This is a genomic window from Mucilaginibacter gossypiicola (assembly GCF_900110105.1).
GTDB lineage: Bacteria > Bacteroidota > Bacteroidia > Sphingobacteriales > Sphingobacteriaceae > Mucilaginibacter > Mucilaginibacter gossypiicola.
In genome coordinates this window covers 563,453-576,638 of the sequence record NZ_FOCL01000004.1, presented here as the reverse complement: position 1 = coordinate 576,638, position 13,186 = coordinate 563,453, and the positions used below count along the sequence as shown (strand labels likewise).

The window sequence follows — 13,186 nt, the reverse complement described above, 5'->3', positions numbered from 1 at the left end:
CATTTTTAAACAGCTTCCTAAAACATTTCAAAATTAATTATAAAGCGGTGTACCATTAAGCTCAATACAATAATCGGTAATCCAGGTGCCAGCCACATCAACATATAATATATTGGGTTTATTATTTTTATTGATGATACCACTTGTTACCCATGAGTTAATTTTAGATGGCAGGTATTTGTTACCGAATTGAGCAAGGTCAATTATACTTTGATTCTTTTTTACAACGTTAGTCAACAGCATTATACCGTTCACAACAGGGCTTACTTTTTCATCCTCAAAATCGTTGCAGATCAAAGCTGCTTCATCACTGCTTTGGGTTAACTGCCAGTCAAGCCGTACCAGGTCATTTTTGTTAGTTCCGTCTTTCATCGATGTAAAAAACAATTCTTCCGTTGCCAGCAGTTTATTTATTTGATTGGTAGCCGCATAAGCACGGCGAAAATTCAGAAAAGTTTTGGCCTTATCGGCCATTGAATTGGAGTCTATCAACTTTTCGCGGTTGGCATATTGTTCAAAAGAGATGATCACCTTGCCGGCCAGATCATTCAGTTTGATATCGCCTATATTTCTTGATTGGTTGTTATAGATCATGTCTTTTCCAAGCACGCTGAAAATGGTATCTGCCAGATGATCTGCAGGAGCTTCCTGCGGGCAGAAATGGCTCAATGTTATTATTATAAACTCCTTTTTATGGCGGTTCAGGAACGTTTTAACTGAGTCGAGAATATCCTTAAACTGTTCGCCATATCCCCCGCCCATGGCATCGGCCATGCAATCGGACGAGCTATGCTTAGTGTAAATAGCATTTTTAAATGCGCCTACCCGCAAATCAAACATCCTGATCCCTGCATTTAGCTGCTTCCCGATATTTAATTTCTGCGTAAGCGTATTGCAAGGGTTGATGGAGCTGCCATGAATACCACCTGTACCATTCAAGGCCGACATGCCGGCATCGTGAGCGCCCGGAATCACAATATCTTTTAATGTAAGATTACCCTTTTCCGGAAACAAAGTATCCTCCATCCAGCTTGCCGGATTGTAATTGGTAAAATAGCTGAGATATAACTTTTGATCCTCACCTACAAATGCCATGATAAACTTTTTAGCATCAACATTACATATCGATACCGGATACGGCGTCTTAAAATAATCGGGCAGCTTGTAGCCATTTACCGGCTGGTTCTGCTCGTGTTCTGAAGCATAATAAATAAAATTATCTTTTTTATACCCTTTCCACATGTAAAACAATCGGGTAGTATTAAAGGCATGGTAAACGGCCGGGGCTACCTTTGTTTTTGATTTTTCTACGGCGACCCTTTTAGTCCAGGTTTTATCTCCGGGATTATAGTCGGCATAAAACATACCATCATCATTGGTGTAACAGATCCGGGCGCGATTATCTGATAAGGTCACTATAAAAGGATAGTCGGAACTTCGTTTATCTGCCACAGTTTCCAAAACAGCAGGTTTAAATACTCCGTTCTCATCTTCATCAAGCAAGGCAAAAACCATATCATTTTTATTATCGGCATGCGATGCGATCATCACCTTGCCGCCGATAGTGGTAGCCGTAACCCCCAGCTTCAATTTCGGCATACCGGCGAAAGTTACAGTATTCACAGTGCTGGTGTTAAAAGTGGTGTCGCTGTTATTGATAATGTATTTCAAAAAGCCGTCAACACCTATCCAAAAGGTGTAAATATGCTTGTCGGTTACCCTGAGCACCGGAGCCGAGGCACTCATTTCTGTAGCAACTGTAGCATCATGCTGCGAAAACTGAGTGTCATATCGTTTGCCCAGGTAGCATACATGAATAAGACCGGTAGCTCCGGTTTCTTTCCAGGTTACAAAATATCGCCCTTTAAAATTGGTAATATCAATGGCCTTATCTGTACTGGCTGAAGGGAGAAAGTTTAGGGGTGCACTAAGGCTTAAATTCTGAGCACTAACCGAACCTAAACTCACAAGGATCAGCATAAAGGCACATAAAAAAGTATTCAGGAAAAGTTTCATAAAGCATAGGTTTAAGTTAACTCCGACAGAATTTTCACTTAAAATGAAAATTTCTATACTGGCTATTAACCATTTAAGTGAATTTATGATATTTTTATATAAAAACGAACCTATGACAAAATTCCTTACCACTTTTCTGTGCGTTTTCCTGTTTATTGACGGCGTTAAGGCCCAGGATGCTAACTATTGGTCGTCAAGTTATAACCCGGGTGGGTTTTTAACTCCCGGAGCTGTTATAGCTTTTAACCGCGATAGCGGGGTGATGTTCCTGAACCCGGCGCTACTTGCCCACAGCACAAAAAATACAGCCTCCATCAACGCATCGGTTTACCAATACGGACGTATTAATATCAAAAACGGTGCAGGCACCGGGCTCGATCTTAAATCAACATCTACCAACATCATCCCGCAAATGATATCGGCAACCATATCCTTAAAAGGTAGCCATCCTTTTACTATCGGGTATGCATTAACCCACAACCCGGTAATGACGTACAGGGTTAATCAACAGCGCGATGCTACTTTAAACGTCCTTGATGACTCTTATAGTCCCGGCAACGAGTATTTTTTGGGACAATACAAAAACGTAAATACTATTAATGAAACAGCAGGAATTATAAGCGGTGGCTTTAAAGCATCTGACAATTTTGCCATTGGTGTCAGTGCCGAAGGACAGATCCGGAAGCAGGATTATGATTACGATGTAAGTTCAAGGGCATTGTATAATACCAGTGGTTTTGAACTTCCGCCATTTTCAAATGTGCAGGAATCTTATACTGCAGGTTACTACAATGTAGGGATCAGATTTAAAGGTGGATTTGCCTATGATAACGAAAGGCATCATTTGGGTTTAACCTTATCATCGCCCCTGCTGCACGTGGCGGGCAGCGGGAACATATTAAGCGACAGCCAGACCAGTGATTTAATAATGCCCCAGGAAAAAGACACGGTAAACTTACTGGCTAATTCGAGACAGCGCAGCCTCAAAGTTAATTACAAAATGCCCTTTAGTGTTGCATTTGGCTATGCCTGTGACTACAAAGGTGGCCAGTTTTACATTGCGGCAGAATATTTTGCCAGCGTTGGCGAATACAACATCATAACGCCTAAAAATCAAAATTTTATAAAAGGAGTAGATAGCGGTGCCGACCTCCTGACACCTGAGTTTTTAAAATTTAAAGATGCCCGTAAATCGGTAACTAACTTTGGCATAGGTGTGAGTTATTTACTAAAGCCCGATTTGATGGGATACCTATCGTTCCACACTGATTTTAACAACATAAGCAAAGCCCTGTATAGTATAGATGATTCGGGCTACAGATCAAATACCGGCAATTATAATCTTTATCATTGCCAGGTGGGCACAAATGTTAAAAAGCGCAAGTTTAACCTGCGCACCGGTCTCCTGTTCTCTTATGGTACTACCAGCAAATATTTGCAGGATGTAAATTTCGATAACCCTAATGAGGCCAATTACTTAGGTGGCAATACCGGTTATACCAAAGCATCGCAATTTTCGGTGGGATTGATGCTATCATACATTCATAACCTGTAATTAACTATTCCGATTCGAGAAGGCGCTCAAAACGTTTATCGGGTATAAACCAGCTACCGGCTACTACAACATAAATTATAACACTGATAGTAGGGTTTAGCCAGGTACATATAATAGCGACTGCGTATAGCGCCACAGAAATTTTCCCCTTAAAATCGTTACCGAAGGCTTGCGCTATCAGCGAGTTTTCGCCATGATGCTTGATAAGGCTAAGCGCCAAAATACGGTAGGCTATCCCGTTCATGATTAAAACTATACCATAAAAAAATACCGGCCATTGGGTTAGGTGATTTTCCCCCATCCAGGCGGTTACAAACGGAATTAATGACAGCCAAAACAGCAAATGCAAATTGGCCCACAATATTTTACCATTTATCGAGCGTACGGCCTGCATTGTGTGATGGTGATTGTTCCAATAAATACCCACGTATACAAAGCTGAGCAGGTAGCTTAAAAAAACGGGAATCAATGGTTTTAAAGCCTCTAAGCTTTCCTCGTGCGGAACTTTCAGCTCCAAAACCATGATAGTAATAATGATAGCTATTACGCCATCACTAAATGCTTCCAGTCTGCCTTTGCCTAATGCCATGGGCTAAATATAGCATTATTTGGCAAAAGCCTTATAACGCTGCATAGCTTCAACAAAGTAATAATCAGCATAAGTTAAAGGCACATCAACTTCGGTACCTGCCGGGAAATGGCCTACGCTGTGTTTTAGTATAAATCCGCCATTGGTATTTAAATCAGCTTTATATGCTGGGGCCGATAAGTTTTTGATAATGGTTTGAGCAGTGTTAAAATACTCCTGGCCATCCTTTTTATCAACGTAACGGCAAAGCTCAAGCAAAGCCGACGCCATAACCGAAGCAGCAGAAGCATCGCGCAGTGCATTAGGAATGTTTGGCGCATTAAAATCCCAGTAAGGTATTTTATCGGCAGGCAGGTTTGGGTTAGTCAATATAAAATGAGCTATATTTTTTGCCTGCTCAAGATATTTTTTGTCCTTGGTTTCGCGGTACATCACTGTGTAGCCGTATAGCCCCCACGATTGCCCCCTTGCCCATGCCGACTCATTAGCGAAGCCCTGTGCGGTTTTCTTTTCTTTTACCGCCCCTGTTTGTTCATCGTAATTAATTACGTGGTACGAGCTAAAATCAGGGCGAAAGTGGTTTTTCATAGTGGTATTGGCGTGGGTAACCGCTATTTTATAAAAGCTCGAGTCGCCGGTTGCTTTGGTAGCATAAAACAGCAGTTCCAGGTTCATCATATTATCAATGATCACCAGAAAATCATTGGCTTTTGAATTCCATGAGCGGATACAACCAACAGTTGGGTTAAACCTGGTTGATAGTGATTTAGCACTATTAACTAAAATTTCTTTGTACTCAGGTTTCGGCTCAAGATGGTTTGCCGTGCCGAAGCTGCAATACATCATAAAACCAAGGTCATGTGTCCCTTTGTTATATTGTTCTTTTTCGAGGTCTTTTAAATTGTTATTAGCCTGTTTAAGCAGTTCAGCATCTTTAGTTTGCTGATAGATCTTCAACAATGTGCCCGAATAAAAGCCACTGCACCACCAGCTGCTGTTACTTGTTTCAAACTTATCTGTAGTTGGGTGATAGGTTTTCGGAAACTCATCGGCGCCAAATTGTTTGGCCATGTACTTATATTGAACATCAGCATCTGCAAAGTTTTTTTTGATGGTTGCCAATACATCCTTTTGTGGTTTAAAGTTGTTTTGCGAAAAGGAATTAAGGCTTAGCGCTAACAAACATGCAGTAATGGTCGATTTGTACAAATGTTTAAATTTCATAGACTATATAACTGGTTAAAGTGCTTATGCAGGGCACGTTTCAAGTTATAAAAGTGCAGATTTTAAACTCAAAAAAACAAGCAACAGCCGGGTAATTGGCAGATTTTTCTACTACATCGATGTAGTGAGGGCAGTTTTTCGGCTGTTAATGGCGAAGATAAGACTTACGAAGTTTTGGAAACTTCGTAAGTCGGGAAGTAATTTCATGAAAAACGTCTTTTCATCGTATCGTTTATTTGCTGTAATGAAAAATCTCCGGCCGGGCTTGGGGCAGAATGTAATTGTACATGTGGCCAGTCTTTAAAAGACTTCCATAGTCCTCCGGCAGTTAAACCTAACTTTTGGGCTTCATCGGCATATACATGGTAGCCGTTTTTTCCTTGCACAAGCTTATTAATGCTCCATTCCTCTTTGCCATCTACTATCCAAACACAATCCACAGCTTCATTCCACTGGTGCCAGGATAAACCGGGAATTGAATTGGTAACATGATCGCCATTATGCGGGCCTGCTTTAATAATACAATCAGCAAGAAAAGCGGCTCCATGTGCCTGCAGGTCTGCTATTTTTGCATCAACTTCGGCTTTGGTCCGGGATTGACGCCATAGTTTGCCTTGTTCAACCGGGCCCCTTAAACCTTCTGTTGGCTGCATTTCATATCCTGCTGCTTTGCAGTTGGCTAATAACTGAACTACTTTGTCCCTAAAAGCGGGTACTAACGAATCTAATACTGACATGGTAATAGGTTTAAAGAGTGAAATATTAATATAAATCTACAACCCTGATGTTTAAGAATCAATCCGTGAAAACACTGTATTTAATTGATTATTAACAGCCATATCAATAATATCTATCCCTCTATTTTAGCACAAAGCCCATCACTATGGTTTCCATCAAAGCCGGTTGCCGGTAAAAGATGATATGATCAGAGTTTGGAATGATAGCCAGCTGAGCCGACGGCAACAGTTTGTAAATACTCACAAAACTTTCGATAGGATTGTATCTGTCACGGTCGCCTGCGGCAACCAGTACAGGGCATTTGATATGCTTTATCTGTTCGGGCATTACGGTAGTTTGATTGATCCAGGCATGTTTGAGCAATTGTACAAATTCGCCCCAACGCTCCGGTTCGGGCATAAGCTTTTTCCGCTCACGTACAAAATCCGGCATATCGCGTTCAAGTGATGCACCAGACAGGCGTTTCAACTCGTCCATCTCCCCGGGGCGATAGCTTGCCGCAGAAACATTACCACCAGCAAACACCAGTTTCTTCACCAAATCGGGATGCCTCATGGTGAGGTCAAGTGCTATCACTGCCCCATCACTGAAACCTATTAATGTAATACTGTCTTTAGTAACCTGCCTGATCACCGTATAAGCATCGTCCGACATCAGTTCATAGGTATAAGGCTGATGACCTATCTCCGATTTCGTGTGCCCGCGTGTAGCGATAGCGATTACCATAAAGTTTTTACTCAATACCGGGATGAGGTTTTCATATTCCGAAATTTCACCATACAACCCTCCGTGCAGCAGTACCAGGGGTTTTCCTGTTCCGTAGGTTTCATAATAAATCCTGGTACCATCCTTAGCTTTCGCATAATTACCTGCTGTCGGATTATTACCGTAAGGGATATTTTGCGCTTTAACAATTATGGGGATAAAAAACAGCAGCAGCAATAAAACCTTTTTCATAACAGCATTAATTAAAAGCCTTTACAACAAGATTTTTATAAGCCCCCTGCGGGCAGTTGCCATGCCAGTAACCTACAGCGCCGCTTTTTAATGATGGGTCAAGCGCTGTATATATCATAGCTGGCTTTGCAGCATTATCCACATAAACCTCCATTTTGCTTCCCTGGACCACCACTTTTACATGGAACCATTTATTTTGCGGAATTACAGCTTTGGCCTGGTATTTTGTAGCCTCATAATCCCACCAGTTAAACTCAGTCTTTTTTTCGGGCATATATTGTATGGCATTGATTGTACCTGATGATCCGGGCCTGAAATAAACTGTTTCATAATGATGTGCGTCCTTGATATGAAAAGCGAGCCCCACAAAACCACCTTTAGGTATAGTGCAGGCTACATCCATTTCAATAATGCCGTCTTTAAAATTTAAACCCGGCTTGTAAGCCAAACTGGCCGATTTGTAATTTTGAATTTTTCGTTTGATAAGCAAAGCGTTTTTTCCGTCGAAACTCCCCAACTCATAGTCGAGCGTATCGTTTTTGGGGATGATCCATTGTTTAGGGTTTATAACCGAAAGGTCATACAGCTGATACTTTTGCTGAGCCTGTATTTTTACAGCAGCAAACAAGGCGAACAGTAAGGTTAGTTTTTTCATGATGATTGATTTATGACTATTGAGTGATGGCAAGATTGGCAAAATCGCCCGGCAACCCGGATGACCAGAGACCGATGAGCCCGTTCTGTCGATTATTGAGCTTCTTTACCGTAAGCGAGGGTTTATCCGAATGATCTACATAAACAACTATATCATCGGCATTTACAACGATACGCGCATGGAACCAGGCGGTAGCTTCCGGAAATGGGTTTACCGCATTTTCATAAACCAAAGGATGCTCTTTACGGAGTTTGTCCCAGGGGAAATCGGGTTCGCTGATGTATTGCACCGTATGCATCCGGCGAAGCGTATCCGTGGTTTGAAAATTAAAAGGGCGGAAATAAATAACATCATTGGTTGTAGTATCTACTCCATGAAAGGCTATTCCTAAAAAGCTTTGCTGAAACACATCCCTCCCACGCAGGTCTACATCTATAGTACCGGTTTTAAAGTTTACATTCTTGAGCCATAATATACCATCTGAGGTAAGGCCCTTTTTACTGCCGTCGGTAACTTCAGCAACAGTTTGGCGGGGATACGCTTTAGTCAGTTTATTTTCGTTAAGGAGCCGGTTAATATCATATGTAACTTTTTTCTGCTGGCTGTAACAAAAACTGCTGCCAAGCGTCATGCTTAGTATGGCAATGAATAAAATCTTGTTGTTCATGGGTTTTGATTTAACTTTAGTCAAAACTTGCAAATTGCCTTTACAATCAGGCGCGGGCGGCGTTTCAAGTTAAGTTCAAGTTTGTTCAAAGCGTTTTAAACCACATTATTACCTGTAGATCAATGGAAAAAGAAAAACAATTGCTTCTGCTATGCCGGCAGCTTATTGAGCAAGTGTTAAACTGGGGCGATAGCAGCATTTGGGGCAATGATGACTTTGAGCAGCTAAGTCAGCAGATTTTTGATAAAACCAGGGTGCAGCTCAGCGTATCAACCCTAAAACGGATTTGGGGTAAAGTACGCTACGAAAGCTTCCCCAATGCAGCCACGCTGAACGCACTTGCCTGCTTCCTTGATTACACCAGCTGGCGCGATTTCAGGCAGCACCACCAGGTTAACGGCATAATTGAACAACCTGCTGAAGTCAACGAGATAAAGAAACTCCCTGTTGCCACTCGTTCCAAGCCTCGTTTACGTTATATATGGGCTGGCAGTACCGTATTGCTTCTTCTTGGTGCTTTATTTTTCATGAGCAGCAAGCGTAACAAGCCTGTTGATCCGGCTTCAATAAAATTCAGCAGTAAAAAGGTTTCTGACGATTTACCAAATTCGGTTGTATTTAATTACGATGCTTCGGCATTTCACTCCGACAGCGTTTTTATCCAGCAGTCATGGGATCCCAACCGCCGCGAGCAGGTTCCGGGGGATGGCAAACAATTCACCTCAATTTACTATAATCCAGGTTATTTCATTGCTAAGCTTATTGTTGATAGATATGTAAAAAAAGAAACGTCGGTGTTTATTAAAACCAAAGGCTGGAAGGGTATTCTCGACCATCAGCCTATACCCGTTTACCTTTCGCCCGAAGAAATTAAGGGGCAGGGATATATGGGGATTGATGCCAAACTGATACAGCAAAAATTGGGCACGCCTGTTTTTAATAATACATGGGTAAAGTTTGCCAACATCCGAGAGTTCCCGGGTATCAATGCTGATAACTTTGTGATGGATTGTACCCTGCGCAATACCTCAACACCCGGCCAGTCGGCCTGTGCGAAGGCCGACCTTACTATTTTAGGTAATGGTACTGCTATTGTTATCCCGATAGTAAACAAAGGCTGCATATCCGATATGGGTATTTTAACCGGCACAGCCTGGGTTAGCGGCAAAGATCACGACCTGAGTGCTTTTGGTACAGATATGTCGCAGTTTCAGAACCTGAGGTGCAGCGTGAAAGATCGCTATCTGAGGATCTACCTCAACAACAAGCAGATCTTTGAATTTAAGCAAGCCGGCACTATGGGCCGCATTGTAGGTATCCGGTTTGAATTTGAAGGGCCCGGGGAGGTTAAGCAATATAAGCTGGAAACACCGGGAGGAGCGGTTTATGAGGAGAAGTTTTAGGAGGCAGGCAATTTGAGCATCTTGCCCTGATATCATGTAATAGGCTTAAAAGGCTAAAAAATCGTCATTACGAGTAAAAATGGTGCGCGGGGCTGCGTTAGTGATAGTAGCGGATACCGGCCTTGTGGCTAATGCCTTGTGCAGTATGAGCGGATAGCACGGGCCGCAGGCAACGCCCATATTTGCAATACCGCCCAAAAAAATATTTAATAATTAACTTTAAACTATGTCATTATAAAAAACGAAGACAACCGACCTAAGAGAGCTCATTAATACCTATAAAAAACAAATTATAAATATTAATAATCCCCGATTAGCAAATTCGCCCTATATAATTGGAGATTGCATTGTACCTTATAATGACGTGATTGTAAGCTACTGATTATTAGGTGTATTTTTCTGATCGATTTTATAACATGGGCGTTGCCTGCGGCCCGGGCTTTCCGTTACAAGTCCTCGCCTTTCCTACCCATAACCCCTACACACGCTGTGGGCTTTTCACTGCAATCCCTAACGCGCCCCCCGCACAACATCCCTAAAATATATTTTTTCTACGCCATTACGGTTTTTTCCAGGGTTCCCCGGTGGATACTCGCAATGACGCCTTTTATAACATCACCTTAATTTACCGAATTATCTTCTACTTTAATATCATATCCCTGTACCAGCAAATTGCTCACACTTGTAGTAAATGGTTTAATAAAATGCTCAATTTTTGCATATGCCGCTCTTACTTCAGCATCATTTTGCGGATCAAAAACAAGCTCATCCAAACCGCTGATCACTTTATTATCACCATGATGTACATCGGCAATTAAAAAGATGCCTTTAGTATCGCTTTTATGATCGGCGTGGTTTGGTTCTGTTTGGGCATTGATGGAAAATACCAGTCCGTAATCGTCATCAGAGATATTTTTCAAAACAGTAATTTCCAATACAAGGCAAAAGGCGCCATTATCGCTGTAACATTGCTGCGTGTACTGGCATTTGATCAGGTCCTGAAAATCATTTTCGGCCTTTAACCTTATTTGCTCGTATAATTCAAAAACTGCTTCAAATAAATCCATATTGAGGTATTAGTGGGGTAATCCAAAACAAACATAACTATCTCCCGACTTACTTCCAATTTTTCCGCCTCCGCAGGCTATAACTACGTATTGTTTACCATCAATTGAATAAGTTGCCGGGGTAGCGTAGCCAGCCGCGGGTAGCTGAGCTTCCCAAACTACTTTTCCGGTACGTTTATCAAACGCGCGGATCTTTTCGTCTTTAGTCGCTGCAATAAAAATCAGGCCCCCTTTAGTAACCACCGGACCACCGTAATTTTGAGTACCGGTTACCGGGATACCTTTTTTGCTTAGCTCGGCAAATTCGCCCAAAGGTACTTTCCAAAGCAGTTTACCCGATGTAAGGTCGACAGCATTGAGCGTGCCCCAGGGTGGTTTTATGCCGGGATAACCGTCTTTATCCAGAAAACGGTTATAACCGTTCATGGTATAAGGTATTTCATCAACCATTTTCTTCTCCGTTGCCGAACTTGCCGTACGATCACTGGTTGGTTCTTTGGCTACTTCTTTTGCCTCCTTTGTTTCAGGAATTTTAAGCAGGAACGCAAGAAGATTTTTCTTATCCTGGGGCGAAATTTGTTTAAACGATGGCATCATGTTACGGCCACTTGCAATAATTCCGCTTACCTGGTCGGCTGTGTATTTTTTGCTGATGTTCACTAACGAGGGATATGATGTTCCATTCCCCTTCAGTTCTGCGCCATGGCAGCCAATACAATTGGTGTTATATACCACGTGTCCCAGTGCCTGTGGCGAGTGGTCGTCAGTATTGGTTTTAGGCACATCTATCATTACCTGGGCCCAGGGCAATTCCGAACAATTAACGTACAGGATCTTGGTTTCGGGATCAACTGCCGCTCCACCCCACTCGCCCCCGCCATCAAATCCCGGGAAAATCCAGCCGCCTTCTTTACTTGGCGGTGTAAACATAATTCGGTTTTTAACCTGGTTATATTTAGCCAGCATTTCCTGGTGCACCTCGGGAGTACGGTCTGTAACATCTTCGGGATTAAACGTTTGCCGTGCAAAAGGCTGTGGCAATGTTGGGATAGGCTGCGTTGGCCATGGAGCTTCACCGGGAAGGCCTTTTGTTGGCACGGGCGTTTCCACTATCGGGAATATGGGCTTACCCGTAACCCTATCGAACATAAACACATAGCCATGTTTGGTGATCTGCGTTACAGCATCTATCGTTTTACCATCTTTAACAATAGTTACCAGGTTGGGATTAGCCGGCAAATCGCGGTCCCACAAGTCGTGATGCACAAACTGATAATACCATTTCAACTTGCCTGTGGCAGCGTCAAGCGCCAGCAGCGAGTTGGCAAACAGGTTTTGCCCTTTCCGGAAACCACCATAAAAATCGCCGCCTACCGAACCGGTCGGGATATAAACAGTCCCCCGCTTCTCATCCAGTGCCATGCCCGACCAGTTATTGGCCCCGCCAAACTTCTTATAAGCCGCAGTATCCGCCCAGGTATTATATCCCATTTCGCCGGGATGCGGTATGGTATGGAAAATCCATTTCAATTTGCCTGTACGCGTATCATAAGCACGCACATGCCCCGGAGCAGCATCAACCGATTCTGATACACGATCGCCTACAATCAAAACGTCTTTATACACCACGCCCGGCGTAGTGCCTGCCACAAACGATTTGGTATCCCTGTCCAGGTTTTTAGTAAGGTCAAGATATCCATCGTTCCCAAATGAACGTATGGGTGCACCTGTTTCCGCATCAATGGCCCAGGTTTTAGCCCCAACGCTGTAGAAAATCCTCTTTTCACCGCCATCATCATTTTGCCAGTAAATTACGCCCCGGCTCACTTTATAATAGGCCATCGGGTCGCCGTTATTGGTTGTATCATCCTTTGCAGGATCAAACAGCCATTTTTGTTGACCAGTAGCGGCGTTTACGGCGAACAGTTTTAATTTAGGACTGGTGCCATACAAAATGCCATCCACCATAATTGGGTTGCACTGATTTTGACTCAGGTTAGCAGTGTCTCTGTCGCCCGTGCTAAAAGTCCACATCACTTTCAGCTTATTTACATTATTTAAATTGATTTCTTCGTTTGATGAATATCGCAGCCCCTCCTTTGAACCTGCATAGGCCGGCCAGCTGTTATAATTGTTATGTTGATTTTTACATGACGCATAAATACCTGCCATAAAACACATGGCTATAAAGTACCGTGGTTTAATCATTTATAAGGTAATATTTGGTGTTAAATTGGTTATCTATAAGGAAACGATGCCCTCTAATGTATGAATAAAAAATATCTTATAAACACAAAGAGGCGATATAATCGCCT

Annotated in this window: 11 protein-coding genes; 2 read left to right on the top strand and 9 right to left on the bottom strand. The window is 42.6% G+C overall.

Translation table 11 applies throughout. The features are described 5' to 3' along the window. Window positions 1-33 precede the first annotated feature (33 nt). A complete protein-coding gene (locus BMX50_RS16090) occupies window positions 34-2,016 on the bottom strand; it encodes a phosphatidylinositol-specific phospholipase C domain-containing protein (protein WP_091211554.1) in 1,983 nt (660 codons plus the stop codon). A gap of 43 nt (window positions 2,017-2,059) precedes the next feature. Here BMX50_RS16090 and BMX50_RS16085 point away from each other — a divergent pair, with 43 nt between their 5' ends. After that, the gene (locus tag BMX50_RS16085; protein WP_091211553.1) at window positions 2,060-3,571 is read left to right on the top strand and encodes a hypothetical protein; all 1,512 of its coding nucleotides are present in this window, start codon (window positions 2,060-2,062) and stop codon (window positions 3,569-3,571) included. A 4-nt stretch (window positions 3,572-3,575) separates the two neighbouring features. On the opposite strand, the gene BMX50_RS16080 is transcribed toward BMX50_RS16085, so the two are convergent. The 6 genes from BMX50_RS16080 to BMX50_RS16055 form a co-directional block, all read right to left on the bottom strand. Continuing rightward, window positions 3,576-4,160 carry a TMEM175 family protein gene (locus tag BMX50_RS16080; protein WP_091211552.1) on the bottom strand — a complete coding sequence of 195 codons (585 nt, stop codon included), beginning with the start codon at window positions 4,158-4,160 and terminating at the stop codon, window positions 3,576-3,578. Window positions 4,161-4,175: 15 nt separating this feature from the next. Further along, a complete protein-coding gene (locus tag BMX50_RS16075; RefSeq protein ID WP_091211551.1) occupies window positions 4,176-5,384 on the bottom strand; it encodes a glycoside hydrolase family 88 protein in 1,209 nt (402 codons plus the stop codon). Between the two features lie 203 nt (window positions 5,385-5,587). Beyond that, on the bottom strand, window positions 5,588-6,121 hold the full coding sequence (locus BMX50_RS16070; RefSeq protein WP_091211550.1) for a M15 family metallopeptidase: 534 nt from the start codon (window positions 6,119-6,121) through the stop codon (window positions 5,588-5,590). A gap of 121 nt (window positions 6,122-6,242) precedes the next feature. Next, entirely contained in the window at window positions 6,243-7,079 is an 837-nt protein-coding gene (locus tag BMX50_RS16065; protein WP_091211549.1) for an alpha/beta fold hydrolase, read from the bottom strand. Between the two features lie 7 nt (window positions 7,080-7,086). Beyond that, window positions 7,087-7,734: a LamG-like jellyroll fold domain-containing protein gene (locus BMX50_RS16060; RefSeq protein ID WP_091211548.1), complete on the bottom strand. Its 648-nt coding sequence runs from the start codon at window positions 7,732-7,734 to the stop codon at window positions 7,087-7,089. 16 nt (window positions 7,735-7,750) lie between these two features. Continuing rightward, window positions 7,751-8,401: a hypothetical protein gene (locus BMX50_RS16055; protein ID WP_091211547.1), complete on the bottom strand. Its 651-nt coding sequence runs from the start codon at window positions 8,399-8,401 to the stop codon at window positions 7,751-7,753. 122 nt (window positions 8,402-8,523) lie between these two features. On the opposite strand from BMX50_RS16055, the gene BMX50_RS16050 reads away from it, so the two are divergent. Beyond that, entirely contained in the window at window positions 8,524-9,804 is a 1,281-nt protein-coding gene (locus BMX50_RS16050; RefSeq protein ID WP_091211546.1) for a hypothetical protein, read from the top strand. Window positions 9,805-10,424: 620 nt separating this feature from the next. Here BMX50_RS16050 and BMX50_RS16045 read toward each other — a convergent pair. After that, window positions 10,425-10,871 (bottom strand): hypothetical protein, encoded by a 447-nt coding sequence (locus BMX50_RS16045; protein ID WP_091211545.1) that lies wholly within the window; start codon window positions 10,869-10,871, stop codon window positions 10,425-10,427. A 9-nt stretch (window positions 10,872-10,880) separates the two neighbouring features. After that, a complete protein-coding gene (locus BMX50_RS16040; RefSeq protein WP_208864723.1) occupies window positions 10,881-13,079 on the bottom strand; it encodes an outer membrane protein assembly factor BamB family protein in 2,199 nt (732 codons plus the stop codon). Window positions 13,080-13,186: the final 107 nt, after the last annotated feature.

What these genes read in the sequence shown, in the direction of transcription:
- BMX50_RS16090 (WP_091211554.1), bottom strand. Translation starts at nt 2,016, where the DNA reads ATGAAACTTTTCCTGAATACTTTTTTATGTGCCTTTATGCTGATCCTT.
- BMX50_RS16085 (WP_091211553.1), top strand. Translation starts at nt 2,060, where the DNA reads ATGAAAATTTCTATACTGGCTATTAACCATTTAAGTGAATTTATGATA.
- BMX50_RS16080 (WP_091211552.1), bottom strand. Translation starts at nt 4,160, where the DNA reads ATGGCATTAGGCAAAGGCAGACTGGAAGCATTTAGTGATGGCGTAATA.
- BMX50_RS16075 (WP_091211551.1), bottom strand. Translation starts at nt 5,384, where the DNA reads ATGAAATTTAAACATTTGTACAAATCGACCATTACTGCATGTTTGTTA.
- BMX50_RS16070 (WP_091211550.1), bottom strand. Translation starts at nt 6,121, where the DNA reads ATGTCAGTATTAGATTCGTTAGTACCCGCTTTTAGGGACAAAGTAGTT.
- BMX50_RS16065 (WP_091211549.1), bottom strand. Translation starts at nt 7,079, where the DNA reads ATGAAAAAGGTTTTATTGCTGCTGCTGTTTTTTATCCCCATAATTGTT.
- BMX50_RS16060 (WP_091211548.1), bottom strand. Translation starts at nt 7,734, where the DNA reads ATGAAAAAACTAACCTTACTGTTCGCCTTGTTTGCTGCTGTAAAAATA.
- BMX50_RS16055 (WP_091211547.1), bottom strand. Translation starts at nt 8,401, where the DNA reads ATGAACAACAAGATTTTATTCATTGCCATACTAAGCATGACGCTTGGC.
- BMX50_RS16050 (WP_091211546.1), top strand. Translation starts at nt 8,524, where the DNA reads ATGGAAAAAGAAAAACAATTGCTTCTGCTATGCCGGCAGCTTATTGAG.
- BMX50_RS16045 (WP_091211545.1), bottom strand. Translation starts at nt 10,871, where the DNA reads ATGGATTTATTTGAAGCAGTTTTTGAATTATACGAGCAAATAAGGTTA.
- BMX50_RS16040 (WP_208864723.1), bottom strand. Translation starts at nt 13,079, where the DNA reads ATGATTAAACCACGGTACTTTATAGCCATGTGTTTTATGGCAGGTATT.